The sequence below is a fragment of the Streptomyces sp. NPDC107500 genome (assembly GCF_055582785.1).
Window position 1 is genome coordinate 225,695 of sequence record NZ_JBVJPF010000005.1, and the last position, 26,476, is coordinate 252,170.

At 70.7% G+C, this 26,476-nt stretch carries 21 protein-coding genes and 1 tRNA gene; 13 read left to right on the forward strand and 9 right to left on the reverse strand.

Annotation, left to right across the window (positions count from 1 at the left end; all coding sequences use genetic code 11):
• Positions 1-157: 157 nt before the first annotated feature.
• The 6 genes from rsmG to rpmH all read right to left on the reverse strand — a co-directional run bounded on the left by rsmG (position 158) and on the right by rpmH (position 3,737).
• Entirely contained in the window at positions 158-877 is a 720-nt protein-coding gene (gene rsmG, locus ACZ67M_RS21325) for a 16S rRNA (guanine(527)-N(7))-methyltransferase RsmG (protein WP_352155405.1), read from the reverse strand.
• Between the two features lie 125 nt (positions 878-1,002).
• On the reverse strand, positions 1,003-1,515 hold the full coding sequence (locus ACZ67M_RS21330; protein WP_122616558.1) for a Jag family protein: 513 nt from the start codon (positions 1,513-1,515) through the stop codon (positions 1,003-1,005).
• A gap of 15 nt (positions 1,516-1,530) precedes the next feature.
• Positions 1,531-2,832: a membrane protein insertase YidC gene (gene yidC, locus ACZ67M_RS21335; protein ID WP_392011196.1), complete on the reverse strand. Its 1,302-nt coding sequence runs from the start codon at positions 2,830-2,832 to the stop codon at positions 1,531-1,533.
• Positions 2,833-2,835: 3 nt separating this feature from the next.
• Positions 2,836-3,210, reverse strand: a complete 375-nt coding sequence (gene yidD, locus ACZ67M_RS21340; RefSeq protein WP_125491288.1) for a membrane protein insertion efficiency factor YidD — start codon at positions 3,208-3,210, stop codon at positions 2,836-2,838.
• Positions 3,207-3,578 carry a ribonuclease P protein component gene (gene rnpA, locus ACZ67M_RS21345; RefSeq protein ID WP_378808939.1) on the reverse strand — a complete coding sequence of 124 codons (372 nt, stop codon included), beginning with the start codon at positions 3,576-3,578 and terminating at the stop codon, positions 3,207-3,209. The genes yidD and rnpA overlap by 4 nt, the downstream gene beginning before the upstream one ends.
• 21 nt (positions 3,579-3,599) lie before the next feature.
• The gene (gene rpmH / locus ACZ67M_RS21350; protein WP_064728817.1) at positions 3,600-3,737 is read right to left on the reverse strand and encodes a 50S ribosomal protein L34; all 138 of its coding nucleotides are present in this window, start codon (positions 3,735-3,737) and stop codon (positions 3,600-3,602) included.
• Between the two features lie 376 nt (positions 3,738-4,113).
• On the opposite strand from rpmH, the gene dnaA reads away from it, so the two are divergent.
• The 9 genes from dnaA (at position 4,114) to ACZ67M_RS21395 (ending at position 17,000) form a co-directional block, all read left to right on the forward strand.
• Positions 4,114-6,105, forward strand: coding sequence for a chromosomal replication initiator protein DnaA (dnaA, locus tag ACZ67M_RS21355; RefSeq protein WP_385803139.1), 1,992 nt, complete (start codon positions 4,114-4,116; stop codon positions 6,103-6,105).
• A 911-nt stretch (positions 6,106-7,016) separates the two neighbouring features.
• On the forward strand, positions 7,017-8,147 hold the full coding sequence (dnaN, locus tag ACZ67M_RS21360; RefSeq protein WP_064728819.1) for a DNA polymerase III subunit beta: 1,131 nt from the start codon (positions 7,017-7,019) through the stop codon (positions 8,145-8,147).
• Positions 8,148-8,344: 197 nt separating this feature from the next.
• A complete protein-coding gene (gnd, locus tag ACZ67M_RS21365; protein ID WP_392011205.1) occupies positions 8,345-9,220 on the forward strand; it encodes a phosphogluconate dehydrogenase (NAD(+)-dependent, decarboxylating) in 876 nt (291 codons plus the stop codon).
• Between the two features lie 32 nt (positions 9,221-9,252).
• Positions 9,253-10,374 carry a DNA replication/repair protein RecF gene (gene recF / locus ACZ67M_RS21370; protein WP_392237200.1) on the forward strand — a complete coding sequence of 374 codons (1,122 nt, stop codon included), beginning with the start codon at positions 9,253-9,255 and terminating at the stop codon, positions 10,372-10,374.
• The gene (locus tag ACZ67M_RS21375; protein WP_361356741.1) at positions 10,371-10,934 is read left to right on the forward strand and encodes a DciA family protein; all 564 of its coding nucleotides are present in this window, start codon (positions 10,371-10,373) and stop codon (positions 10,932-10,934) included. Before recF ends, ACZ67M_RS21375 begins: the two co-directional genes overlap by 4 nt.
• Positions 10,935-11,390: 456 nt before the next feature.
• The gene (gyrB, locus tag ACZ67M_RS21380; protein ID WP_206328622.1) at positions 11,391-13,451 is read left to right on the forward strand and encodes a DNA topoisomerase (ATP-hydrolyzing) subunit B; all 2,061 of its coding nucleotides are present in this window, start codon (positions 11,391-11,393) and stop codon (positions 13,449-13,451) included.
• A gap of 42 nt (positions 13,452-13,493) precedes the next feature.
• A complete protein-coding gene (gene gyrA, locus ACZ67M_RS21385) occupies positions 13,494-16,088 on the forward strand; it encodes a DNA gyrase subunit A (protein WP_361356744.1) in 2,595 nt (864 codons plus the stop codon).
• 18 nt (positions 16,089-16,106) lie between these two features.
• Complete coding sequence (locus tag ACZ67M_RS21390) at positions 16,107-16,823, forward strand: DUF3566 domain-containing protein (RefSeq protein WP_079163581.1); 717 nt, start codon at positions 16,107-16,109, stop codon at positions 16,821-16,823.
• Positions 16,824-16,923: 100 nt separating this feature from the next.
• Positions 16,924-17,000: transfer RNA gene (locus ACZ67M_RS21395), tRNA-Ile, on the forward strand.
• 199 nt (positions 17,001-17,199) lie between these two features.
• On the opposite strand, the gene ACZ67M_RS21400 is transcribed toward ACZ67M_RS21395, so the two are convergent.
• On the reverse strand, positions 17,200-21,327 hold the full coding sequence (locus ACZ67M_RS21400) for an nSTAND1 domain-containing NTPase (protein ID WP_469852223.1): 4,128 nt from the start codon (positions 21,325-21,327) through the stop codon (positions 17,200-17,202).
• A gap of 459 nt (positions 21,328-21,786) precedes the next feature.
• Here ACZ67M_RS21400 and ACZ67M_RS21405 point away from each other — a divergent pair, with 459 nt between their 5' ends.
• Together ACZ67M_RS21405 and ACZ67M_RS21410 are read left to right on the forward strand one after the other, a co-directional pair.
• A complete protein-coding gene (locus ACZ67M_RS21405; protein WP_361356750.1) occupies positions 21,787-21,978 on the forward strand; it encodes a ferredoxin in 192 nt (63 codons plus the stop codon).
• A gap of 74 nt (positions 21,979-22,052) precedes the next feature.
• Entirely contained in the window at positions 22,053-22,928 is an 876-nt protein-coding gene (locus tag ACZ67M_RS21410; protein WP_469852589.1) for an FkbM family methyltransferase, read from the forward strand.
• 63 nt (positions 22,929-22,991) lie between these two features.
• Here the strand turns inward: ACZ67M_RS21410 and ACZ67M_RS21415 are convergent, their stop codons facing one another.
• Both ACZ67M_RS21415 and ACZ67M_RS21420 read right to left on the reverse strand, forming a co-directional pair.
• On the reverse strand, positions 22,992-23,780 hold the full coding sequence (locus ACZ67M_RS21415; RefSeq protein WP_469852225.1) for a glycosyltransferase family 2 protein: 789 nt from the start codon (positions 23,778-23,780) through the stop codon (positions 22,992-22,994).
• Positions 23,781-24,015: 235 nt separating this feature from the next.
• Complete coding sequence (locus tag ACZ67M_RS21420) at positions 24,016-24,387, reverse strand: DUF6344 domain-containing protein (protein WP_361356756.1); 372 nt, start codon at positions 24,385-24,387, stop codon at positions 24,016-24,018.
• 339 nt (positions 24,388-24,726) lie between these two features.
• Here ACZ67M_RS21420 and ACZ67M_RS21425 point away from each other — a divergent pair, with 339 nt between their 5' ends.
• Both ACZ67M_RS21425 and ACZ67M_RS21430 read left to right on the forward strand, forming a co-directional pair.
• On the forward strand, positions 24,727-24,855 hold the full coding sequence (locus tag ACZ67M_RS21425; RefSeq protein WP_003999697.1) for a DLW-39 family protein: 129 nt from the start codon (positions 24,727-24,729) through the stop codon (positions 24,853-24,855).
• A gap of 108 nt (positions 24,856-24,963) precedes the next feature.
• Positions 24,964-26,475 (forward strand): hypothetical protein, encoded by a 1,512-nt coding sequence (locus tag ACZ67M_RS21430; protein WP_469852227.1) that lies wholly within the window; start codon positions 24,964-24,966, stop codon positions 26,473-26,475.
• Position 26,476 lies beyond the last annotated feature (1 nt).

Here is a 26,476-nt window from a genome sequence, read left to right on the forward strand (position 1 = left end):
GTCGGCCGCAGCGCGGCCGCGACTGATGATGCCGTGCAGCAGTGAGCGACGTTTCACGTGAAACACGATGCACAGCGCGCGATGCCGAACTCCCGCGACACTCCGGCATGCGTAGGTATGGCAGCTTGTGTGGAGTACGGCCGGACGCCAGGACGGGTCAGCCGCGACGCCGGCGCGTCCGCCCCGTCCGGGCCGCCTTGGCCCGCTTGGCGGCGAAGCGCACACCACCGGGGCTCTCGCCGACCTCGACCCGCACCACGGTGGACAGAGGATCCACGACGCCCTCGCCCACCTGAAGGACGGAAGTCTTCTCGGCACCCAGCTTGCTCAGTGCGGTGGCCGCCGCCTTCAGCTCCTCCTCCGCCGTGTCGCCCTTGAGCGCGAGCATCTCGCCGTACGGGCGCAGTAGGGGAATCCCCCAGGTGGCGAGGCGGTCGAGCGGTGCTACGGCACGAGCCGTCACCACATGCACCGGCGGCATCTTGCCCATGACCTCCTCGGCCCGGCCGCGCACGACGGTCACGTGGTCCAGGCCCAGCAGCTCCACGACCTCGGTCAGGAAGTTCGTGCGCCGCAACAGCGGCTCCAGCAGCGTGATCTTCAGGTCGTCCCGCACCAGCGCCAGCGGGATCCCAGGCAGACCGGCGCCCGACCCGACGTCGCACACCGTCACTCCCTCGGGCACGACCTCCGAGAGCACCGCACAGTTCAGCAGATGCCGCTCCCACAGGCGGGGAACCTCACGCGGGCCGATCAGACCGCGCTTCACCCCTGCCTCGGCAAGCAGCTCCGCGTAGCGGACCGCGTCCGCGTAGCGATCGCCGAACACGTCACGTGCCTGCTCGGGTACAGGGGGAAGCTCCGCTGCCTCCGTCACGGGGACCGTCCTTCCGTACGGCGCCCGGCGCACCAGGCGCCGGTGCCAGAACCACCAGAACTATCAGGCTGACAAAACTCGGCCCCGCCTGCGCAACAGACGGGGCCGGAGAACGAGAGAACCGATCAGGCGGGAAGCACGACGACGAAGCGCTCGGGCTCCTCGCCCTCGGACTCGCTGCGCAGCCCCGCGGCCTTGACCGCGTCGTGCACGACCTTGCGCTCGAACGGGGTCATCGGCTTCATCCGCACGGACTCGCCGCTGCTCTTTACCTCGGCCGCGGCCTTGGCGCCCAGCTCGGACAGCTCGGCACGCTTCTGGGCCCGGTAGCCGGCGATGTCGAGCATCAGTCGGCTGCGGTCACCGGTGTCCCGGTGCACGGCCAGGCGCGTCAGCTCCTGCAGAGCCTCCAGCACCTCACCGTCCCGACCGACCAGCTTCTGGATGTCGCGGCTGTTCGAGTCGCTGATGATCGAGACAGAGGCACGGTCTGCCTCGACGTCCATGTCGATGTCGCCGTCGAGGTCGGCGATGTCGAGCAGACCCTCCAGGTAGTCCGCGGCGATCTCGCCCTCCTGCTCGAGGCGGGAGAGGGTGTCTGCGCCCTCGGCAGCGGCGGAGGTGGTGCCTTCCGTCACGGGATGGACTCCTTCTTACTTCTTCGACGGGGACTTGGGCCGCTGCGGGCCCTTGCGCTGCCCGGACTGGGCCTTGCTGCGAGTGCCGCCGCCCTTCTGCTGGGCGGGCTTCTGCTGTCCGGACTTCTTGGCGGCATCGGCGGGCTTGGCGGCCTGCTTGCCGTCCTCCGGCTCGTCGGACTTGGTGAGCGAGGTCTTCGCCTCGGACTCACCGCCCGGCTTGGTGGACTGGTGGCGCTGCGACTTGCTCTGGCGCTTGGGCTGCTGCCGCTTGGGCGTGGCGGTGGCGACGGCCGTGCCGTCCTCGCTCTGGGCGGCCGCGGAGGCGTCGCTCTTGATCACGTTGCCGTCGGGCTGGGCGGCGAGACCCGCCTTGTTCAGGCCGTTGATGAACTTGCGCTCGAACTCGTTGCGGTCCCGGCCCTTGGCGACGATGGCCTTCACGACGGCCCTCTCGCCCCGGCCGCGCGTCTTGCCGTGCTCGGTGACGCTCTTGTGCAGCCGCTCCAGGTAGGAGGCCTGGGCCTTGGAACCCGGCGTCGGGTTGTTGCGGATGACGTACATCTGCTGGCCCATGGTCCACACGTTGGTGGTCAGCCAGTAGACGAGGACACCGACGGGGAAGTTCACGCCGAAGACGGCGAACATGACGGGGAAGACGTACATCAGCATCTTCTGCTGCTGCATGAACGGGGTCTTCACCGTGGTGTCGACGTTCTTCGTCATCAGCTGGCGCTGGGTGAAGAACTGCGACGCGGACATCAGCACGATCATGATCGCGGTGACGACCCGCACATCGGTCAGCGAGGCGTTGAGGGCGGCGACGTCGCTCTCGCTGCTGAAGAACTTGGAGGCCAGCGGGGCGCCGAAGATGTGGGCCTGCTGCGCGCTCTCCAGGAGCTTCTGGTTGACCGCACCGACGGTGTCACCGGACGCGATGCCGTTGAGCACGTGGTACAGGGCGAAGAAGAACGGGGACTGCGCCAGGATGGGAAGGCACGAGGAGAGCGGGTTGGTGCCCGTCTCCTTGTACAGCTTCATCATCTCTTCGGACTGACGCTGCTTGTCGTTCTTGTAGCGCTCCTGGATCTTCTTCATCTCCGGCTGGAGCGTCTGCATGCCGCGCGTCGCCTTGATCTGCTTCACGAAGAGCGGGATCAGGCAGATGCGGATGAGGACCACCAGGGACACGATGGACAGGCCCCAGGCCCATCCGGTGTCAGGTCCGAAGATCGCCCCGTACACCGTGTGGAACTGGACGATGACCCAGGAGACGGGCCAGGTGATAAAGCTGAACAGGCTGGCAATCGTGTCCACTAATCATGCTCCTTGGGCATGGGGCGAGGTCTCTGCGGCCGGGCCCGAGGGGCCGGAGGGGCTCGTGGGAGCCGTCCGTCCTTCGGTGGCCGGTTCGGCGGCGGAGGGCCCGCCCTTACGTGCACGCCAGGCGTCACGCAGCATTTCGTGCCACCGCGGACGCTTGCGCGGCGGAACATGGTCCACGCCGCCCAGCGACCACGGATTGCATCGCAGGATGCGCCATGCCGTGAGCGCCGTGCCCTTGACGGCTCCGTGCCGGTCGATGGCCGTGTACCCGTAGTGGGAGCACGACGGGTAGTACTTGCACACCGGCCCCAGCAGCGGACTGATCGTCCACTGGTAGAGCTTGATCAGAGCCAGTAGCGGGTACTTCATCGCGCGCCCCCTCCCAGTAGCCGCTCCAGGGCGGCGTCCAGGTCTCGGGCCAGCTGTGCATGGTCGGCGTCACCCGCACCGGGCAGCGCTCGTACGACTACCAGGCTACCGGGGGGAAACAGGTGGATCCGGTCGCGCACCAGATGGCGAAGCCTGCGCTTCACCTTGGTGCGCACCACCGCGCCTCCTACAGCTTTGCTCACGACGAAACCCGCACGTGTCGGGGGAGCGCTCTCCCCAGGCGCGTGCGGGTCCGTGGAACCGCTTCGAAGGTGGACGACGAGGGCCGGGCGGCCGGCCCTGCGGCCTCGTCGTACCGCGGTCGCGAAGTCCTCGCGCCGCCTCAGCCGGTTCTCGGTGGGCAGCACGACGTCATGACCTGATCGGGATCAGGCGGACAGGCGGGTGCGACCCTTGCTGCGGCGAGTCGCGAGAATCGCGCGGCCGGCACGGGTACGCATCCGCAGCCGGAAGCCGTGGGTCTTGGCGCGACGGCGGTTGTTCGGCTGGAAGGTGCGCTTGCTCACTCGGGGGCTCCAGAAAGAATCGGGGTTGGCGGGGTGCCGTCCTGGCTGTCACCGTGCGCCCACGAGTAGCTCGCGTTACGCCCGAGTGCACCGCTTTTCGATCACCTTGGACGTGACCTGTGCCCATCGGAGGCAGGCGGCAGCAGCCATCGACAACTCGACCTGGTCACGGTACGTGGGACTGCGCCATTCGGTCAAACCAACGGGGACCGGGAGACACTTGTCCACAGGCTGGGGACAACAACTTGAACCCTACCGGCCGCGCTGACTACCGTGGCTGAACTCCGATTCGTTCCCTTATCCCTGCCCCATCCGAGTTTCATCCCGACCCGTCCCCGAATCACACCTTCGAGGGACTCGTGAGAGAGCGTGCCCTGTGGCTGACGTACCTGCCGATCTTGCCGCAGTGTGGCCACGCGTACTGGAACAGCTCCTCGGGGAAGGCCGCGGGCAGGGCGTCGAATCCAAGGACGAGCACTGGATCCGGCGCTGTCAGCCGCTCGCGCTGGTCGCCGACACCGCCCTGCTCGCCGTACCGAACGAATTTGCGAAGGGCGTACTGGAGGGCCGTCTCGCCCCCGTCGTGAGCGAGACCCTCAGCCGCGAGTGCGGCCGGCCGATCCGCATCGCGATCACCGTCGACGACACCGCGGGCGAGCCCGCCGGCCCCGCCCCGCAGGCGCCGCCGAGCCGTCCCCAGCCCCGCTACGAGGAGCCCGAGCTCCCCGCCCCCGGCCAGGGCCGCGACGAGTACGAGGGATACGGCCGCCACCGCGCCGACCAGCTGCCCACCGCCCGGCCCGCCTACCCGCAGGAGTACCAGCGCCCCGAGCCCGGCTCCTGGCCGCGCCCGACGCAGCAGGACGACTACGGCTGGCAGCAGCAGCGCCTCGGCTTCCCGGAGCGGGACCCCTACGCCTCACCGCCGCAGGAGCCGTACGGCCAGGACCCGGCGCCGTACCCCCACGACGCGTACCAGCAGGACTACCGGCCGAAGTCCCCGGAGCGCCCGCCGTACGACTCCCCGCGCGGGGACTACGACAAGCAGCGCGGGGAGTACGACCAACCGCGCGGGGACTACGACAAGCCCCGCGGCGACTACGAATCCCCCCGTGGCGACTACGAGCAGTCCCGGGGCGACTACGAGACCTCTCGCGGTGAATACGACTCCCCGCGCGGTGAATACGACCAGCGCGGCCCCCGCCGGGACCTGCCCGAGCCCCCGTCCGGCTCGGGACGGGTGCACCGCGGCGGCCCCGTCGGCCCCGGACCGGCAACCGGCGCCCCGGGACCGCTCGCCGCGCAGCCCGCGCCGGCCACCGGGCCGGGCGAGCCGACCGCGCGACTGAACCCGAAGTACCTCTTCGACACCTTCGTCATCGGCGCCTCCAACCGCTTCGCCCACGCGGCGGCCGTCGCCGTCGCCGAGGCGCCCGCGAAGGCCTACAACCCGCTCTTCATCTACGGGGAGTCGGGACTGGGCAAGACCCACCTGCTGCACGCCATCGGGCACTACGCGCGCAGCCTCTACCCGGGCACACGCGTGCGCTACGTGAGTTCCGAGGAGTTCACCAACGAGTTCATCAACTCCATCCGCGACGGCAAGGGCGACAGCTTCCGCAAGCGCTACCGCGAGATGGACATCCTGCTCGTCGACGACATCCAGTTCCTGGCGGACAAGGAGTCGACGCAGGAGGAGTTCTTCCACACCTTCAACACGCTGCACAACGCCAACAAGCAGATCGTGCTCTCCTCCGACCGGCCGCCCCGGCAGCTGGTGACCCTGGAGGACCGGCTGCGCAACCGCTTCGAGTGGGGCCTGACCACCGACGTCCAGCCCCCCGAGCTGGAGACGCGCATCGCGATCCTGCGCAAGAAGGCCGTGCAGGAACAGCTCAACGCCCCGCCCGAGGTACTGGAGTTCATCGCCTCCCGGATCTCGCGGAACATCCGCGAGCTGGAGGGCGCGCTGATCCGGGTGACGGCCTTCGCCTCGCTCAACCGGCAGCCGGTCGACCTCGGCCTGACCGAGATCGTCCTCAAGGACCTGATCCCGGGTGGCGAGGACTCCGCGCCCGAGATCACCTCCACGGCCATCATGGGCGCGACCGCCGACTACTTCGGCCTCACCGTCGAGGACCTGTGCGGCACCTCGCGCGGGCGCGCGCTGGTGACGGCCCGGCAGATCGCCATGTACCTGTGCCGCGAGCTGACGGACCTCTCGCTGCCGAAGATCGGCGCCCTGTTCGGCGGCCGGGACCACACCACCGTGATGCACGCCGACCGCAAGATCCGCAATCTGATGGCGGAGCGGCGCTCCATCTACAACCAGGTGACCGAGCTGACCAACCGCATCAAGAACGGCTGACGGCCGCCGGCACCGGCCCACAGGCGCCTCCGGACACTCCGGGGGCGCCTTTCGTGTACCCGAGGACGCGTGGACGTCGTGCCCGAGGACGCGTGCGTCGTGCCCGGAGGTCGTACGCCCGTCCCAGCCGCTGTTCGATTACCTGCGGGGTTACGGCCGTCCTCCACAGATTGGGCCACTTTTTTCCGTCCACACCTTGGGGACTGGGAAGTTGTCCCGATCCTGTCCACAGGCCAGGCTGTTGAGGGATCATCAGGGCAGGTCAGCTCCCTGTGGATTCGTGGACGAACGATCTCCACAGGCTGTGGACGACGAGATGTTCCACAGGCTGTGCATCGAGTTGTCCACGGGCAACCCACAGGCTGGAGCCGGTTGTCCCCAACGATCATGGGCTTCTCCACATGCCTGTCCACTGTTCGGCAACATGACGCGCCCTGTCACCGCGTCGAGTGAAAGGCGTCACATCAAGGTGCCGGGTTGGGCTGTGGGAAACGTGGGTAAAGCTGGGGACGGCGTTGGGGAGAAGTCGCCTCTCCCTGTGCACGGAGTGTGCAGAACTTTCTGTTCTCCACAGATACGCCCGGTTGTCCACGGGCTCCACCCACAGGACCAGTGGACAAAATTCCTGCTCTGACCTGCGAAAACGCGGTTATCCACGGTATCCACAGGCCCTACTACTACTCCTGACCTTAGAGAGAGCGGAATTCGTTTCGAAGCGGGTCCTGTGCACAACTCGCTCTCGGGAGCCCGACCGTCCCTCGTCACGACTTGACCCCGAAGGGCACCTACTGTCAGTGGGGTGCGTCAGACTGGTCCCCGGTGTTCCGGTCCCGTGGGGAACGACGACACCGACCCAGACGACGAAGGCCAGGCAGGGCGAGCAGCGCCGGCAACAGCAGGAGGCGGCAACAGTGAAGATCCGGGTGGAACGCGACGTACTCGCGGAGGCCGTGGCCTGGGCGGCGCGCAGCCTCCCGGCCCGTCCGCCGGCGCCGGTCCTCGCAGGCCTGCTGCTGAAGGCCGAGGAGGGGCAGCTGAGCCTGTCCAGCTTCGACTACGAGGTCTCCGCGCGGGTGTCGGTCGAGGCCGAGGTCGAGGAGGAGGGCACGGTGCTCGTCTCCGGCCGCCTGCTCGCCGACATCTCCCGCGCCCTCCCCAACCGGCCGGTGGAGATTTCCACAGACGGTGTACGGGCGACGGTGGTCTGCGGCTCCTCGCGGTTCACCCTCCACACCCTGCCGGTGGAGGAGTACCCGGCGCTGCCGCAGATGCCGGAGGCGACGGGCACGGTCCCCGGCGAGGTCTTCGCCGCGGCCGTGCAGCAGGTCGCGATCGCCGCGGGCCGCGACGACACGCTGCCCGTGCTCACCGGTGTGCGCATCGAGATCGAGGGCGACTCGGTGACGCTGGCCTCGACCGACCGCTACCGCTTCGCGGTCCGCGAGTTCCTGTGGAAGCCGGAGAACCCGGAGGTCTCCGCGGTCGCCCTGGTGCCCGCCAAGACGCTCCAGGACACCGCCAAGGCGCTGACCAGCGGCGACCAGGTGATCATCGCGCTGTCCGGCTCGGGCGCCGGCGAGGGCCTGATCGGTTTCGAGGGCGCCGGCCGCCGGACGACGACGCGTCTCCTGGAGGGTGACCTCCCGAAGTACAAGACGCTGTTCCCGACGGAGTTCAACAGCGTCGCCGTGATCGAGACCGCCCCCTTCGTGGAGGCCGTCAAGCGCGTGGCCCTGGTCGCCGAGCGCAACACCCCGGTGCGGCTCAGCTTCGAGCAGGGCGTGCTCATCCTGGAGGCAGGCTCCAGCGACGACGCACAGGCTGTGGAAAGGGTCGACGCCCAGCTGGACGGCGACGACATCTCGATCGCCTTCAACCCGACCTTCCTGCTGGACGGTCTGAGCGCCATCGACTCGCCGGTCGCCCAGCTGTCCTTCACGACGTCCACGAAGCCGGCGCTGCTCAGCGGCAAGCCCGCGCTGGACGCCGAGGCGGACGAGGCCTACAAGTACCTGATCATGCCGGTGCGGCTGAGCGGCTGAGCCGTCCGCACCGTCGGTGGTTGTCCACAGGGTGAGGAAAACCCGCAGGTGAGGGGCGTACGTCTGAGCGCGTATGCCCACAGCTGTGCACGGGCGTCCGGGTTTAGGCTCGGCGCGGGTACGAAAGTGCCGCGGCACGCATCCGGCGGGTACGGAGGTGCCGCCTTGCCACCTCGCACACCTAAGGAAAGCAACTGATGGAGCTCGGTCTCGTCGGCCTCGGCAAGATGGGCGGCAACATGCGCGAGCGGATCCGCCGCGCGGGCCACACCGTCGTCGGATACGACCGCAATGCGGATCTCGCCGACGTCCACAGCCTGGAAGAGCTTGTGGGCAAGCTCAACGCCCCGCGCGTGGTCTGGGTCATGGTCCCGGCCGGCGAGGCCACCCAGGCCACCGTCGACCGGCTCGGCGAGCTGCTGGAGCCCGGCGACGTCGTCGTGGACGGCGGCAACTCCCGCTGGACGGACGACGAGAAGCACGCGGAGGAGCTGGCGGCCAAGGGCATAGGCTTCGTCGACTGCGGCGTCTCCGGCGGCGTGTGGGGCCTGGAGAACGGCTACGCGCTGATGTACGGCGGCGACGCGGAGAACGTCGCCAAGGTGCAGCCGGTGTTCGACGCCCTCAAGCCGGAGGGCGACTTCGGCGCCGTGCACGCCGGCAAGGTCGGCGCGGGCCACTTCGCGAAGATGGTCCACAACGGCATCGAGTACGCGATGATGCAGGCCTACGCCGAGGGCTGGGAGCTGCTGGAGAAGGTCGACTCCGTGGAGAACGTCCGCGAGGTCTTCCGGTCCTGGCAGGAGGGCACGGTGATCCGGTCCTGGCTCCTGGACCTGGCGGTCAACGCGCTCGACGAGGACGAGCACCTCGGCGACCTGCGGGGTTACGCACAGGACTCCGGTGAGGGACGCTGGACTGTGGAGGCCGCGATCGACAACGCGGTGCCGCTGCCGGCGATCACGGCGTCGCTGTTCGCGCGGTTCGCGTCCCGGCAGGACGACTCCCCGCAGATGAAGATGATCGCCGCGCTGCGCAACCAGTTCGGCGGTCACGCGGTCGAGAAGAAGTAGGCACCACCAGTTGGGGAGGTCGGCGAACGACCATGCACGTCACGCATCTGTCGCTGGCCGACTTCCGTTCCTACGCCCGGGTCGAGGTGCCCCTGGACCCGGGCGTCACCGCCTTCGTCGGCCCGAACGGGCAGGGCAAGACGAACCTGGTCGAGGCGGTCGGCTACCTCGCCACCCTCGGCAGCCACCGGGTCTCCTCCGACGCGCCCCTGGTGCGCATGGGCGCCGAGCGCGCCGTGATCCGCGCCCAGGTCAGACAGGGCGACCGGCAGCAGCTGATCGAGCTGGAGCTGAACCCGGGCAGGGCCAACCGGGCCCGCATCAACAGGTCCTCGCAGGTCAGGCCCCGTGACGTACTCGGCATCGTGCGCACCGTCCTGTTCGCGCCCGAGGACCTGGCGCTGGTGAAGGGCGACCCCGGGGAGCGGCGCCGCTTCCTGGACGAGCTGATCACCGCCCGCTCCCCGCGCATGGCGGGGGTGCGCTCCGACTACGACCGCGTCCTCAAGCAGCGCAACACCCTGCTGAAGTCGGCCGCGCTGGCCCGCCGGCACGGCGGCCGCACGATGGACCTGTCCACGCTCGACGTCTGGGACCAGCACCTCGCGCGCGCGGGCGCCGAGCTGCTCGCCCAGCGCCTCGACCTGATCGCCGCCGTGCAGCCGCTGGCCGACAAGGCGTACGAGCAGCTCGCCCCGGGCGGCGGTCCCGTCGCACTGGAGTACAAGCCGTCGGCGCCGGGGGAGGCGCACACGCGCGAGGACCTGTACGAGCAGCTGATGGCCGCGCTCGCCGAGGCGCGCAAGCAGGAGATCGAGCGGGGCGTCACCCTGGTGGGGCCGCACCGGGACGATCTGCTGCTCAAACTCGGTGCACTGCCCGCCAAGGGGTACGCCTCCCACGGCGAGTCCTGGTCGTACGCGCTGGCGCTGCGGCTGGCCTCGTTCGACCTGCTGCGGGCCGAGGGCAACGAGCCCGTCCTGGTCCTCGACGACGTCTTCGCCGAGCTGGACGCGCGGCGCCGGGAGCGGCTGGCCGAGCTGGTGGCGCCCGGCGAGCAGGTGCTGGTGACGGCCGCGGTCGCCGACGACGTGCCGCGGGTGCTGGCGGGGACGCGGTTCACGGTCGCGGAGGGCACGGTGGAGCGCGTATGAGCACCGAGGAACCGGTCCCCAAGGAGCAGCCCGGGTCCCGGGGTGGGAATCCCGAACCGTCCGGCGTCGACCTCGCGCGCGTGGCACTCAGGGCGGCGCGGGAGGCGGCACGCGCGCGTGGGGACGCGGCGCAGCAGAAGAAGCAGGCGCGGCGCGGCGGCCTGCGCTCCGGGGCGCGGGCCGACGGGCGCGACCCGATGGCGCTGGGGTCGGCGATCAACCGGCTGATCACCGAGCGGGGCTGGGAGACGCCGGCCGCGGTGGGCGGCGTGATGGGCCGCTGGCCGCAGATCGTCGGCGAGGACGTGGCCAAGCACTGTGTTCCGGAGCGGTACGACGAGGACGAGCGGGTGCTGGTGGTGCGCTGCGACTCGACGGCCTGGGCGACGAACCTGCGGCTGCTGGCGCCGACCCTGGTGGCGCGGCTCAACGAGGACCTGGGGCACGGCTCGGTCCGGATGATCAAGGTGCTGGGACCTGGCGGTGCCGGGGGTCCCGGGCGCCGTTACGGCCCGTTGCGCGCGCCCGGCAGCCAGGGTCCGGGCGACACCTACGGGTGAGCGAGGGGCGCTTCACGGGTGACGGGCGGGCACTCTGGCGCCCTGTCACACATGGGTGATGTACCTCACATATTCGGGCGTCGTTGATCGGTGTGAACCGTCGGCGACCGCTGAGGCGTACCCCTGCGCGTGATCGTGAATCACGATATGACTCCCAAGTAGCCAAGGGTTGACGCCTCGAAGCGCTGAGTGCCGTTGTGAGCCTCTTGAGGCCCCCTTCCGCATATCGGGAGTCGGGCGAGGCTGGTTGAGGGCGGCACATGCGGACTCAGGTACCGGCAAACCCCCATCAGTGTCAGTGGTACCGGTAGACTGGGAGAGAATCCCGCCCCGAACGTGGGGACCGTTCGGGACTAGCTGAGCAACGCTGATCAAGGCTTACCAACGCAACATGCCGCAGCCGCTCCGGCAACCCGCCGACGAGCCCGGCTCGTGCTGTGCCAGAAAGGGCGCTTCGTGGCCGATTCCGGCAACCCCAACGAGAACAACCCGTCCACCGACACCGGCGTGAACGACGTGGTGAGCACTTCGAACGGCGCGACCTCCGCCTCGTACGACGCCAGTGCCATCACCGTGCTCGAGGGTCTGGACGCGGTCCGCAAGCGACCCGGTATGTACATCGGCTCGACCGGTGAACGCGGTCTGCACCACCTGGTGCAGGAAGTCGTGGACAACTCCGTCGACGAGGCGCTGGCCGGCCACGCGGACACGATCGACGTCACGATCCTCGCCGACGGCGGTGTCCGGGTCGTCGACAACGGCCGTGGCATCCCGGTGGGCATCCACCCCGTGGAGAAGAAGCCGGCCGTCGAGGTCGTCCTGACGGTGCTGCACGCGGGCGGCAAGTTCGGCGGCGGCGGTTACGCGGTCTCCGGTGGTCTGCACGGCGTCGGTGTCTCCGTCGTGAACGCCCTGTCGTCCCGGCTGTCCGTCGACATCAAGTGCGACGGCTACCGCTGGACCCAGGACTACAAGCTGGGTGTCCCCACCGCGCCGCTCGCCCAGCACGAGGCGGTCGAGGACTCCGGTACGACGGTCACCTTCTGGGCCGACCCGGACATCTTCGAGACCACCGAGTACTCCTTCGAGACGCTGTCGCGGCGCTTCCAGGAGATGGCGTTCCTCAACAAGGGCCTGCGCATCAACCTCACCGACGAGCGCGAGTCGGCGAAGGCCACGGCGGGTGCCGACGAGGCGGGCGAGGACGAGAAGCACGAGGTCAAGACCGTCTCGTACTACTACGAGGGCGGCATCGTCGACTTCGTGAAGTACCTCAACTCCCGCAAGGGAGAAGTGGTGCACCCCACCGTGATCGACCTGGAGGCGGAGGACAAGGACCGCAACCTGTCCCTCGAGGTCGCGATGCAGTGGAACGGCGGCTACACCGAGGGTGTCTACTCCTTCGCCAACATCATCCACACCCACGAGGGCGGTACGCACGAGGAGGGCTTCCGTGCGGCGCTGACCTCGCTCATCAACAAGTACGCGCGCGACAAGCGGCTGCTGCGCGAGAAGGACGACAACCTCACGGGTGACGACATCCGCGAGGGTCTGACGGCGATCATCTCGGTGAAGCTGTCCGAGCCGCAGTTCGAGGGCCAGACCAAGACCAAGCTGGGCAACACGGAGGTCAAGACCTTCGTGCAGCGCGTGGTCTACGAGCACCTGGCCGACTGGCTCGACCGCAATCCGAACGAGGCGGCGGACATCATCCGCAAGGGCATCCAGGCGGCCACCGCGCGTGTGGCGGCCCGCAAGGCCCGCGACCTGACCCGCCGCAAGGGTCTGCTGGAGACGGCGTCGCTGCCTGGAAAGCTGTCCGACTGCCAGTCCAACGACCCGACCAAGTGCGAGATCTTCATCGTCGAGGGCGACTCCGCCGGCGGTTCCGCCAAGTCCGGCCGGAACCCGCAGTACCAGGCGATCCTCCCGATCCGCGGCAAGATCCTCAACGTCGAGAAGGCGCGCATCGACCGGATCCTGCAGAACCAGGAGATCCAGGCGATGATCTCCGCGTTCGGCACCGGTGTGCACGAGGACTTCGACATCGAGAAGCTCCGCTATCACAAGATCATCCTGATGGCGGACGCCGACGTCGACGGCCAGCACATCAACACCCTGCTGCTGACCTTCCTGTTCCGCTTCATGCGGCCGCTGGTCGAGTCCGGGCACGTGTACCTGTCCCGCCCGCCGCTGTACAAGATCAAGTGGGGTCGGGACGACTTCGAGTACGCGTACTCCGACCGCGAGCGCGACGCGCTGATCGAGATGGGCCGCCAGGCCGGCAAGCGCATCCGCGAGGACTCCGTGCAGCGCTTCAAGGGTCTCGGTGAGATGAACGCCGAGGAGCTGCGCATCACGACCATGGACCAGGAGCACCGCGTCCTCGGCCAGGTCACGCTCGACGACGCCGCACAGGCCGACGACCTGTTCTCGGTGCTGATGGGCGAGGACGTCGAGGCCCGGCGCGCGTTCATCCAGCGCAACGCCAAGGACGTCCGCTTCCTCGACATCTGAGTCGGTCTCAGCTGACCGCACCAGGAAGGATCTTCACCAGCAATGACCGACGAGAACACCCCTGTGACGACGCCCGAGGGCGACGCCCTGGCGATGCGTGTCGAGCCCGTCGGGCTCGAGACGGAGATGCAGCGCTCGTACCTCGACTACGCGATGTCCGTCATCGTCTCGCGCGCGCTGCCCGACGTCCGTGACGGCCTCAAGCCCGTGCACCGCCGCGTGCTGTACGCGATGTACGACGGCGGCTACCGGCCCGAGCGCGGCTTCTACAAGTGCGCCCGCGTCGTCGGCGACGTCATGGGCAACTACCACCCGCACGGCGACAGCTCCATCTACGACGCGCTGGTGCGCCTCGCCCAGCCGTGGTCGATGCGGATGCCGCTGGTCGACTCCAACGGCAACTTCGGCTCGCCGGGCAACGACCCGGCGGCGGCCATGCGCTACACCGAGTGCAAGATGGCGCCGCTGTCGATGGAGATGGTCCGCGACATCGACGAGGAGACCGTCGACTTCACGGACAACTACGACGGCCGCTCCCAGGAGCCGACCGTCCTGCCCGCCCGCTTCCCGAACCTGCTGATCAACGGTTCGGCCGGCATCGCGGTCGGCATGGCGACCAACATCCCGCCGCACAACCTGCGCGAGGTCGCCGCGGGCGCCCAGTGGTACCTGGAGAACTACGAGGCCTCGCACGAGGAGCTGCTCGACGCGCTGATCGAGCGCATCAAGGGCCCGGACTTCCCGACCGGCGCCCTGGTGGTGGGCCGCAGGGGCATCGAGGAGGCGTACCGCACCGGGCGTGGTTCGATCACCATGCGCGCGGTCGTCGAGGTCGAGGAGATCCAGAACCGCCAGTGCCTGGTGGTCACGGAGCTGCCGTACCAGACCAACCCCGACAACCTCGCGCAGAAGATCGCCGACCTGGTGAAGGACGGCAAGATCGGCGGCATCGCCGACGTCCGCGACGAGACGTCGTCCCGCACCGGCCAGCGCCTGGTCATCGTCCTGAAGCGGGACGCGGTCGCCAAGGTCGTCCTGAACAACCTCTACAAGCACACCGATCTGCAGTCGAACTTCGGCGCCAACATGCTGGCCCTGGTCGACGGTGTGCCGCGCACCCTCTCCCTGGACGCGTTCATCCGCCACTGGGTGAACCACCAGATCGAGGTCATCGTCCGCCGCACGCGCTTCCGGCTGCGCAAGGCCGAGGAGCGGGCGCACATCCTGCGCGGCCTGCTCAAGGCCCTGGACGCCATCGACGAGGTCATCGCGCTGATCCGGCGCAGCGACACCGTCGAGATCGCCCGCCACGGCCTGATGGGCCTCCTGGAGATCGACGAGATCCAGGCCAACGCGATCCTGGAGATGCAGCTGCGCCGCCTGGCGGCCCTGGAGCGCCAGAAGATCGTCCAGGAGCATGACGAACTCCAGGCGAAGATCCGCGAGTACAACGAGATCCTCTCCTCCCCGGCCCGGCAGCGCGGCATCGTCAGCGAGGAGCTGGCGGCGCTCGTCGAGAAGTACGGCGACGACCGCAAGACCAAGCTGATCCCGTACGAGGGCGACATGTCCATGGAGGACCTGATCGCCGAGGAGGACATCGTCGTCACGGTCACCCGGGGCGGCTACATCAAGCGCACCAAGACCGACGACTACCGGGCGCAGAAGCGCGGCGGCAAGGGCGTACGGGGCACGAAGCTCAAGGAAGACGACATCGTCAACCACTTCTTCGTGTCCACCACCCACCACTGGCTGCTGTTCTTCACCAACAAGGGCCGCGTCTACCGGGTGAAGGCGTACGAGCTGCCCGACGCCGGGCGGGACGCGCGCGGGCAGCACGTGGCGAACCTGCTGGCCTTCCAGCCGGACGAGACCATCGCCCAGATCCGCGCGATCCGCGACTACGAGGCGGTGCCCTACCTGGTCCTGGCCACCAAGGCGGGCCTGGTGAAGAAGACGTCCCTGAAGGACTACGACTCGCCGCGTTCGGGTGGCGTGATCGCCATCAATCTGCGCGAGCAGGCGGACGGTTCCGACGACGAGCTGATCGGTGCCGAGCTGGTCTCGGCCGAGGACGATCTGCTGCTGATCAGCAAGAAGGCGCAGTCGATCAGGTTCACCGCGTCGGACGACACGCTGCGTCCGATGGGCCGTGCGACCTCGGGCGTCAAGGGCATGAGTTTCCGTGAAGGGGACGAGCTGCTCTCGATGAATGTTGTTCGAGCCGGTACGTTCGTGTTCACTGCCACCGACGGCGGTTACGCGAAGCGGACCTCCGTCGACGAGTACCGCGTCCAGGGTCGCGGTGGCCTCGGCATCAAGGCCGCCAAGATCGTGGAGGACCGCGGGTCGCTCGTGGGCGCGCTGGTGGTCGAGGAGCACGACGAGATCCTCGCCATCACACTCTCGGGCGGTGTGATTCGTACGCGAGTCAGCGGGGTCAGGGAGACCGGCCGTGACACCATGGGCGTTCAACTGATCAATCTGGGCAAGCGCGATGCCGTCGTCGGCATCGCACGCAACGCCGAGGCGGGACGCGAGGCGGAGGAGGTCGACGGCGATGTCGTCGTCGACGAGGCCGCCGAGGGTCCCGAGACCACCGGCACGGACGAGGGTGAGGCGCCCTCGGCCGAGTAGCACGAGGAGAGAGTCATCGTGAGCGGAGCCACGGGCGCCGGGTCGGCCGGTACCTCCAGGGGTACGGAAACGGGCGGCGGCGGCCGTGGCTCCGCCGCGCGTGCGACCGATCCGCACACGACTCAGCTGCGCAAGATCGACGACGGCGCGACCGACTCGCAGACGTCGCAGAAGCATGGATCCCAGGGGGGAACTGTGACGGACACCCGAGGCCAGCAGACTCAGCAGGCGGCCTCGCCGCTGCCGGGGGAACGGCAGCCCCAGCAGCCCGGCGGGCCGTACCACCCGCCGCAGGCCTACCAGACCCAGGGCGGCAACGCGTCCGCCGTGCGCCGCCCGCGCACCGGCGCGCGCACCACGCCCCGGGTCCGCAAGGCGCGCCTGCGCGTGTCGAAGGCCGACCCGTGGTCGGTGATGAAGGTCAGCTTCCTGCTCTCCATCGCGCTGGGCATCTGCACGATCGTCGCGTCCGCCGTGCTGTGGATGGTCATGGACGCCATGGGCGTCTTCTCCACCGTCGGCGGCACGATCTCCGAGGCGACCGGATCCAACGAGTCCAACGGCTTCGACCTGCAGTCGTTCCTGTCGCTGCCCAACGTGCTGCTGTTCGCCACGGTCATCGCCGTCATAGACGTTGTCCTCGCGACGGCGCTGGCCACGCTCGGCGCGTTCATCTACAACCTGTCCGCCGGCTTCGTCGGGGGCGTGGAACTGACGCTCGCCGAGGACGAGTGATCGTCCCTCCGGGACCCCGCGAGAACCGATTTTGGGACTGCCCTCCTCGTGCGCTAATCTTCAGGAGTCAGCGCGCGGGACATACACCGCAGAGCGCGGCGGGGCTATAGCTCAGTTGGTTAGAGCGCATCCCTGATAAGGATGAGGCCACAGGTTCAAATCCTGTTAGCCCCACCAGCGAGAAGACCCCCAGTCGGCAACGGCTGGGGGTCTTTCGTGTGGGTGGCTCTCGGGTGGCGCCGGGTACGAGAAGGCCCGGCCGCTGGCGACGGGGGATGCGCCAGCGGCCGGGCTGTGGCCAAGGCTAACAAGGGCCGGTGCGTCATGGGTGCCGACTGGTCGGTCGGGTCTCCCGGGTGTGACCGGGATCACGTCGTCAACGGTCGCACGAGGGCTCGTAGTCCAGGCGCGGCAGGTACTCGTTCCACTTCTCCTCGGTGAGTACGTTCCGGGTGGCCGAGCAGATGCGGTCGATGGCGTCGTCCACCCCGAGGTTCCAGAGCCGGACGGTGTCCGTTCCGCTCGCCACCCCCAGCATGTGACGCACGGGGCTGAAGGAGAGGAAGCTCCCCGCCTTGGCGTTGGGGCTCATCGACTGGCCGATGGGCGCGGCCTCGGCGGGCGTCGTGACGTTCCAGAGGCGGACGGTGTTGTCGTTGGCGCCACTGGCCAGGGTCTCGCCGTCCTGGCTGAAGGTCAGTGACACCACCGAGTCGGTGTGACCGGCGAGTGTCGACTCGGCCCGGCCGGGTTCGCCGCCGCCGGGAACGGCCCAGAGGCGGACCGTGCCGTCGTCGCTGCCGCTGGCCAGGGTGTGGCCGTCAGGGCTGTAGGCGAGGGCGTTGACGGGCCCGAGATGCCCGGAGAGGGGCGCGCCGCGGGCGGTGGCGTGCGCGGGGTCGCTCACGTCCCAGAGCCGTACGGTGTCGTCCGCGCCGCCGCTGGCGAGCGTGCGCCCGTCGGGGCTGAAGGCCAGGGTGTTGACGTATCCCCGGTGGCCGCTCAGCGGCCGGCCCAGGCGGCGCGGGTGGGACGGGTCCTGGGTGTTCCACAGCTGGACGGTGCGGTCGTCGTAGGCCGTCGCCAGCGTGCGGCCGTCGGGGCTGAACGCCAGGGTGTCGGGGCCCGCGTAGCGGGTGCGCAGCCGCACCGGCGGTCCGTGGGCGGTGGGGTGGGCCGGATCGCCGACGTTCCAGAGACGGACGGCGCCCGCGGAGAGCACCGCCAGGGTGCCGCCGTCCGGGGAGAACACCAGCGACCGTATGTCGCCCTCGCCCTCGCCCGGGCTGAAGGGCTCGCTCAGTGACACCGGCCGGGCGGGGTTCGTCACGTCCCAGAGGCGGACCCGGCCGTCGCGGGCCGCCGTGGCCAGCACGTGCCCGTCCCGGCGGAAGGCGCCGATCCTGCCGATCACGTCCGACGTCGGCAGCGACCACAGGCGCACCTTGCTGTCGCCGCTGCCGGTGGCCAGGGTCCGCCCGTCGGGGCTGAAGCCGAGGGCGTACATCTCGCCGCTGCTCCCGGCCAGGTCCATGCCCACCTGGGACGGGTAGGACGGGTCGCTGACGTTCCACAGGCTCGCCGTGCTGTCCGCGCTGCTCGCGGCGAGCATGGCGCCGTCGGGGCTGAAGGCCACCGACCAGATGGGACCGGTGTGGCCGGTGAGCGGAGCGCCCGCGGATCTGGCGCGGGCCGGGTCGGCCACGTCCCAGAGCCGTACGGTGTCGTCCGCGCTCCCGCTGGCGAGGGTGTGTCCGTCGGGGCTGAAGGCCACGGAGTGGATCAGGGCGCCGTGACCGGTCAGCGGCGCGCCGACCGGCTCCGGGCGGTTCGGGTCGGCCACGTCCCAGAGCCGGACCGCGTTGTCGTCGCCCCCGGCGGCCAGGGTCCGTCCGTCGGGGCCGAACGCCACCGAGCGCACCGCCGCCTTCGCGCCGGTCAGGGTGGACAGGGACCGCGGCCGGCGCGGGTCGGCCACGTTCCACAGGCGCACCGCGTGGTCGTCGTGGGCGGAGGCCAGGGTGCGTCCGTCGGGGCTGAAGGCGAGCAGGTAGACGGTGCCGCCGTGGCCGGTCAGGGGTGCGCCGAGGGGACGGGGGCGGCTCGGGTTCCGTACGTCCCACAGCCGGATCGTGCCGTCGTCGGAGGCGCTGGCCAGGGTGCGGCCGTCCGGGCTGAAGACGGCGGTGCTGACCCAGCTCCTGTGGCCGGTGAGGGGCTTGCCCAGCTGTTCCGGACGGGCCGGGTCCGACACGTCCCACAGCCGGACGGTCCGGTCGTAGCTGGCCGTCGCCAGGAGCCGCCCGTCGGGGCTGAAGGAGGTCAGGTAGACGGCGCCGGTGTGCCCGAGGAGCGGGGTGGCGAGCGGCGCGTTCACGATCGATATCAGCCGGTTCCGGACGTCCTCGTCGTCCGGGCGCAGGCGGTGCGCCGCCAGGTCGAGCTGGGCGGACAGCGACGGGTCCGTGTCCTCGACGCGGTCCGCCTCGGCGACCACCTGTTCGAACACCGCGTCGTTGCGCTGCTGCCAGGCGATCACCGCCGAACCGACGGCGACCAGGGCGAGCACGACCAGCGCCGACACCGCGGCGCGCCGGATCAGGACGGTGCGCCTGCGCAGTCTGCTCGCGGCGGCCAGGAAATCGACCGCGCTGCGGGTCAGGAAGGTGCCGCCGGCCGAGTCCGCCCAGCCGTGGGCCTGTTCGAGCCGGGAGCCCCGGTAGAGCAGTGAGGTGTCGCGGTCCGACTCCTCCCAGGCCCGGCCGTCCTCCTCCAGCCGCTGGCGCAGCAGGTTGCCGGCGCGGTCCTCGTCGATCCAGTCGCGCAGCCTTGGCCAGGCGTGCAGCAGCGCCTCGTGGGTGATCTCCACGGCCTCCGCGTCGAGGGTTACCAGCCGGGCCCGTACCAGTGCCTCCAGGGACTCCTCGGTCTTGCCGGGGTCCCTCGACTCCTGCGCCAGCCGCCGCCGCGTGCTGCGTCTGCGGGTCGCCTGGGTGTCCTCGCCCAGCCGGACCAGCCTGAGCAGCAGCAGCCTCGCCGCCGTGCGGGCCGCCGGGTCCAGGTCGGACCAGGCCCGTTCGGCGGTTCCGGCCACCGCGCCCTGGATGCCGCCCGCCGCGCGGTACCCGGCGAGCGTCAGCCGGCCCGCCTTGCGCCGCTGCCAGGTGGCGAGCAGGGCGTGGGAGAGGAGCGGCAGGACGCCCGCGTCGTGGGTCCCGTGCGGGCCGTCGGTGCTCACCTCACGGATGATCAGCTCGGCGAGTCCCGGTTCGAGTTCCATGCCGACGGCCTTGGCGGGCGCGGTCACCGCCTCGCGCAGTTCCGCTGTGGTCAGCGGCCCGAGCACCATGTGCCGGTGCTGGAGCGCGTCGGCCAGTTCGGGGTGGCGCAGGCACTGCTCGTAGAAGTCGGCGCGGATGCCGAGCAGTACGAGGACGGGCGCCGCCTCTCCCGGACCGCCCGGCACGCAGGCGGCCTGCAACAGCGCGATGAACGCGCGCCGCTCGGACTCGTCGGGGCAGAGGGTGAAGGTCTCCTCGAACTGGTCCACGATGACGACGGGACGCGCGGACGGCGACTCCGGCTCAGGCTCATGCTCAGGCCCCGACCCCGCCCTTGATTCCGGCCCCGACCCCGTCCCTGATTCCGGCCCCGATTCCGGCCCCGACTCCGATCCCGCCCCCGGCCGATCCTCCGCGCCGGACGCCGCCCATGCCGCGAAGGCCGCCCTGACCGCGTCCTCGGTCCCGGGGGCGCCCGGCTTCCGCGTCCCGCGCACGGCGCTCACGACGGGCTCCAGTTGGGGTATCCGGCGGCCCAGCTCCCCGAGCGGATCGACGCCCGGCACGAGCTGGAGCACCCGCCTCGGCTCCCTCGGCGGGCCCGTCCCGCCGCCCGGCGTCCCCTCGCGCAGGGCGGGCACGAGCCCGGCGTTCAGCAGGGAGGACTTCCCCGCCCCCGAGGCGCCCACGAGCATGACCAGGCCGCCCGTGTCCTCGGCCGCGCGGAGCTGGGTGACGAGGGCCCGCGTGCTCCGGTCCCGCCCGAAGAACCAGTCGGCGTCCTGCCGGCGATAGGCGGCCAGCCCCCGGTACGGGCAGACCCCGCCGGCGGCCTGGGGCTCGGCCGCGGGGTGTTCCTCGTCCGCGGCGCCCGGCGCGGGGCGTTCGCCCGTCGGGTCGGCCACCGCCCGCTCCCACAGGCGCTGCCACTGGGCCAGGTCGTACAGCCCGGCGGAGACCGGTACGGGACGCGCCCGGCGCGCGAGCGGGACGAGGACGTGCAGGACGGCCGCGAGGGCGGGGAACTGGGCGGGGACGTTCTTTGCCCGCCGCCAGTCGCTGATCCGCTGGGCGGAGACCCGTACGGGACGGCCCCGTTCGTCGACCCGCTGGAGCCGGACGACGGCCTCGGACACGCGTTTCAGAGGGGGGTTGCCCGCCTCCTTGTAGAGCAGTGCGAGGCGTTCCGCGAAGGCCGTGCGTGCCCCTGAGTCGAAACTCAAGGTCTCCTCTCCTTACTTCCCCCGCACTTGGACGTCCGGACCGGAAAACTCACTCTATATGCCTGACCTGCGGCTATCTAGGTTCCGCGGGTCCGGAACCTCCTCGGCGGCGACCTCGGATGGCAGGATTCCGTCGCAGCGGCGAGTCGGCCGCGAGGCACCCTGACAGGTCAGCGGCTCAGTGTCCGCGGAGCCACCCCACGAGGCCGCACGTTCTCGGTCAGCTTTCCGCGGCGCGGCCCTCCCCGACTCGCTCCGGTACCACCCGCAGGACACCGCCGGCATGGTTCGGCACCGGTCCCCACGAGGGGAGGGACCGGTGCCAAACCCATGCCGGCGCGTATGCCGTCCGATTCGCGGGCACCGGCCAACACGCGGGCGCGCCGGGCGGGTTCGGCACCTCGATCCGCGGGCAGGCACGTCGTGAAGGTTCCGAAGCCGACCGCCGCTGGAGCGCGTATGAGGATCTCCGTCGACCCCGAGCAGTGCTACGGCTCCGGTGACTGCGTCCACCGGGCCCCGTCCGTCTTCACGCAGGTGGACGGTCTGGGTGCCGTGATACCCGGGCGGGAGTACGACATCGACGTGGACCGCGTGCGGGAGGCGGTCGAGGGGTGCCCCTCGGCGGCGATCACCGTCTCGGGCGAGTGAGCCTGCCGGGAGAACGGGGCGCGTCCGCGGCCGGGACAGCCTCCCAGGCCCTGGTCACCCTCGCCGCCCGCTACGTGCGCCACGCGCCCGGCACGCTCGGGAAGTCGGCGCTCACCACGCACTGGCTGAACGCGCGGCTGCGGGAGCGGCCCCGCCGCAGGGTCGTCCGGGTGCGCTCCGGCGGCCTGTTCGCCGTGGACACGCGGGACCTCATCCAGCGGTACCTGTACCTGTTCGGCGCCTGGGAGCCGCACCTGACGGCGTGGCTGCGGCGCCGGCTGCGCCCGGGCGACGGCTTCGTGGACGTCGGGGCGAACATCGGGGTCTTCAGCGTCCTCGCGGCGCAACTCGTCGGCGAGGAGGGCCACGTGGTCGCCGTCGAGGCCTCCCCCGACATGCACCGCCGTCTGGTGGGGCACGCGCGGCTCAACGGCCTCCACAACGTCCGCGCGCTCAACGCCGCCGTGTCCGACCGCCGCAGGACCCTGCACTTCGTGCTCGCCAGCTCACGGAACACGGGCGCGAACAGCATCGTCCCGTACGACGGCCCGGCGGAGTCCGGCTTCGAGGCCGAGGCCCGGCCGCTGCCCGAACTCCTCGACCCGGCGGAACTGGCCGGCGCCCGGGTGATCAAGATCGACGTGGAGGGCGCGGAGGGCGGCGTCGTGCGCGGTCTGGCGCCGGTGCTGGATGAACTGCGGCCCGACGCGGAGATCTGTGTCGAGGTCACGCCGGAACGCATGGCGCTGCTGGGTGACTCGGCCGACGATCTGCTGGGGGTGATGCGGGACGCCGGGTTCCACGTCTACCGGCTGGCCAACGACTACGCGCCCGGCAGCTACCCCGCGGCGCTGCGCGGCGAGCCGGGTGTGCCGGTCCGCTGGCGCGGGCCGGTCGTCGAGGAGAGCGACCTGGTCTTCTCCCGGGTGGACGCCGAGACGCTGCCCTGAGCTGCCGTTACGGCGACGGGGCGGGCGGCGGGGCGGGCGGCACGGCGGCGGGGCGGGCGTCCGTCACCGCCGCGGGTCCGCGTCCTGGGTCCGGTGCGGCGGGTGCCATCCGTAGGAGGCCAGGGCCCGCGCCCTGGCCTCCACCACCGCCATCCGGGCCTCCCGCTCGGCCGGGTCCAGGTGGGACGCCTGGCCGGTGACCTGGCCCTCCCACTTGCGGTAGAGCAGGCCCACCTCCTCGGTGAACCAGCCCCGGCTCACACAGTTCAGGGCCAGCAGGAGGCCGGTGTCCTCGGACGCCGGGAGGGCCATCCAGCCGCCGAGGGCGAGCAGCAGGTCGCGCCTGACGAGGAGCGTCGCCGGATGGACCTGGGCGCGGAATCCGTTGGCCCGCCAGAAGTCGAGTACCGCGCCGCGTTCGATCGGCCCGTGCGCGGGGTCGCCCGGGAAGCCGGTGGTCGAGCCGTCGGGCAGGAGGTCCAGGGCCCGTGAGGTCGCCCAGCCGAGGCCCGGGTCGGCCTCCAGCGCGGTCAGGTCCCGGGCCAGGGTGCCCGGCGCGAGCCGGTCGTCGGCGTCCAGGACCTTCACGTACTCCCCGTCCGCGTGGGCGAGGGCCATGGTGCGGGCGACACCGGGGCCCGCCTGCCGGTCCCCGCGGCCCTGGCGGAAGACGACGCGCGGGTCGTCGGGCACGTGCGGGCGGACGTCGTGGGTCACGCCGTCCTCCTGGATCACCCAGCGCCAGTCCCAGCCGTCGGGCAACTCCTGGGCGGCCAACGACGCGTGGGCCTCCGGCAGATAGCGCGCCGAGGGGCCGTGGACGGCCGTGACGATGACGATGCGCCGGCTCACGGGCGGCACTCACCACCTTTCCGCAGAGTGCCGTACAGGCTATGACGCGCGAAGAGGCGCCGGTGGGCGGGGCCAGGGGGAAGCCCGCCGACGAGGTGAGCCCACACACGGCGGCGGCCCGGCTGCTCTGTCGAGCGGCCGGGCCGTTTCTCGCGTGTGGTGCGGTACGCAGATCGCCGTTGTGTCGGGTCGGGCGGGGCGGGCGCGGTGCGAACCGGGCGCCGCCTCGGCCCGCTCAGCGCTGGAGCGGCGCGCTGTGCTGGGCCGGTGACCCCGCGGTGTCGTCGCAGGGGAGGCCGGTGGCGGTCTCGGTGGCCGTGGCGGTCGCGTCGCTGAGCGGACGGTGCCGGCAACTGGGGGCCGAGCCGTGCGCCTCGGCGCGGATGCGCTGCTTCATCGTGGGGGGCAGGGAGCCGGTCCGGGACCAGGACCAGGGGACCGCCGTCACGGGTGCCGCCTCGGGGGAGGCGCTCTCGCTCTTGCTGTGCGTTCCGGCCTGCGGCGCGGCCGCGGCGGCGGTCGTCGTGATGAGTCCGAGCGCCGTGCAGAGCGCGAGGAAGGCGGTGACGATGGTGGTCCACAGCGTCATGACCTTGTTCCGGGCCATAACCCCTCACTTTCAGGTTGGGCGATTTGCGTACTTTCCTCATGATGTGTATGCGGATCGCGAAGTGGTGGACCTCGGCTCGTGGCGCGTCGATGTTCAGATGAACACAACCCGAATGGCCGCAAGTGGGTGGAAAAGCTGCCAATACGGGAGAGAGGCGGGCGAAAAGTCACCTCGCGTAAGGGTGTGATCACCCTCCGATCAGAACGGGTTCGTCCGCTTCTGGAGGGCTTCGGCGCACGGCAGTTGACCGCCTACGCAGGTCACCGATCGGTATCGGCCGGTGTGTATAGTCGGGCGCCAGAGGTCCCCTACGTCAAGGAAAGACGAGGTCGCGCGGTGAAGAAGCTTCTCCTGGTCGCACTGGCCGCCATCGGCGGGCTCCTCGTGTACCGCCAGATCCAGGCGGATCGCGCCGAGCAGGATCTGTGGACGGAGGCGACTGACTCCGTGCCCACGGGTTCCTGAGCACGACCGACATCCGGTCCCGAGCAGACCCCGGCCGTCAAACGGTCGGGGTTTTCTGTTGCCCGGATCTCCACGCGGGGGCGCGGGAGCGCCGGGGCGCGCGGCAGGATGGGGCACGGTCGTTCGGGGCGGGCGGCGAGGGCCGGCGAGCGCGAGGGGTGGCGGGTCATGGGACGGTGGTGTACGGCTTGGCGGCATGCCGGGTCCGGGGGCGCGAAGCCGCAGCCGGCCGCGCCCGCGTCCGCGCCGGCGCCCGGACGGCGGAGGGCGCCCCGTCGGAGTACGGCGCCCGCACCGCGTACCGGGCCCGCGAACCGTGCGGCGGCCGGCCGTACGGGGTCCGTGCGGCGGCTGGCCGTCGTGACCGCCGTACTGGCCACCGTCGGCGCGACCGCCACGGCCCTCGCTCCGCCCGGCGGTGCCGCCTTCGCGGCCGGTGACGCTCCGGGGTACGCCTTCGCCGACGGCGCCCCGCGGATCGAGGGGACGAACGCCGCCTCGGACGCCGCGGCGCTGACGGCCGGAGCCACGTACCGCTCCTCGCTGCCGCGCGACGGCACCCTCTACTACCGCCTCGACCTCGACGCCGCCTCCGACGCCTACGTCTCCGTGACCGCCGTACCCGGCTCCGCCGGTGAGGTCACCGCCGTCGACGGGATCCGCGTCTCCGTACAGGACGCAGAGGGCGGCTCCTGCTCCTCCGACAGCGCGACCTTCGGCGCGGCGCACAGCCCCCGCCCGGTCACCGCGTGGGGCAAGCGGGAGACCGAGCCCGGCGGCAACCGGTGCCAGGAGCCCGGCACCTACTACGTCACCGTCGAGCGGGCCAGACCCCAGGACTCCCCGGCCGAGGACTGGGACCTGGAACTCACCGTCGCCACCGAACCCCGCCCCGCCCGGACGGGTGCGACCCAGGCGCCGGAAGCCTGGGACTCCGCCTCGCCCGAGGCCGTACCCGGTGAACCGGAACCCCGCACGGGCGGCAACGGCTTCGCCCACGCCACACCCCTCGGACCGGGCGCCTGGCGCGACGGCATCCGGCCCGGACAGACCCTCTATTACAAGGTGCCGGTGGACTGGGGCCGCCAGATCTCCGCGACCGCCGAACTCGACGGCGCCCGGGAGGCCTCCGGCTACGCGACCGGTGCCCTGCGCCTGGCGCTGCACAACCCGGTGCGCGGCGAGGTCGACGACGCGGCCAAGGGCTACACCGGCCGCCCGGTCACCGTCGGGCTCGCCGCCCTGCCGCCAGTGGCCTACCCCAACCGGTACGCCACGAGCGGGCAGGTCGGCGCGGTGCGCTTCGCCGGCGACTACTACGTCGTCGTGCACCTGGCGGCGCAGGTGGCCGAGGACTTCGGCGAGGGGCCCTTCGGACTGACGCTCCGCGTCGGACTGAGGGGATCCGCGCGGAGCGGGCCCGGCTACGCGGGGGAGCCGCGGCCCGAGGATCTCTTCACCGTCTCGGCCCAGGACCGGGCGGCAGCGCCGGAGACCGGCTCCCCGGAAGACGACGACCTCGCCATGAAGGCGGTCGCCGTGGGCGGCATCGGCACCGGCAGCCTGCTGCTGGCGGGCCTGACGGTGTGGACCGCGGCGGCCCGGCGCAGGGCGGGCTGAG

Excerpts from the sequence above, each read along its gene's own strand:
- yidD (WP_125491288.1), bottom strand. The coding sequence starts at position 3,210 with ATGAAGTACCCGCTACTGGCTCTGATCAAGCTCTACCAGTGGACGATC.
- gnd (WP_392011205.1), top strand. The coding sequence starts at position 8,345 with ATGGAGCTCGGTCTCGTCGGCCTCGGCAAGATGGGCGGCAACATGCGC.
- recF (WP_392237200.1), top strand. The coding sequence starts at position 9,253 with ATGCACGTCACGCATCTGTCGCTGGCCGACTTCCGTTCCTACGCCCGG.
- ACZ67M_RS21375 (WP_361356741.1), top strand. The coding sequence starts at position 10,371 with ATGAGCACCGAGGAACCGGTCCCCAAGGAGCAGCCCGGGTCCCGGGGT.
- gyrA (WP_361356744.1), top strand. The coding sequence starts at position 13,494 with ATGACCGACGAGAACACCCCTGTGACGACGCCCGAGGGCGACGCCCTG.
- ACZ67M_RS21405 (WP_361356750.1), top strand. The coding sequence starts at position 21,787 with ATGAGGATCTCCGTCGACCCCGAGCAGTGCTACGGCTCCGGTGACTGC.
- ACZ67M_RS21420 (WP_361356756.1), bottom strand. The coding sequence starts at position 24,387 with ATGGCCCGGAACAAGGTCATGACGCTGTGGACCACCATCGTCACCGCC.
- ACZ67M_RS21430 (WP_469852227.1), top strand. The coding sequence starts at position 24,964 with ATGGGGCACGGTCGTTCGGGGCGGGCGGCGAGGGCCGGCGAGCGCGAG.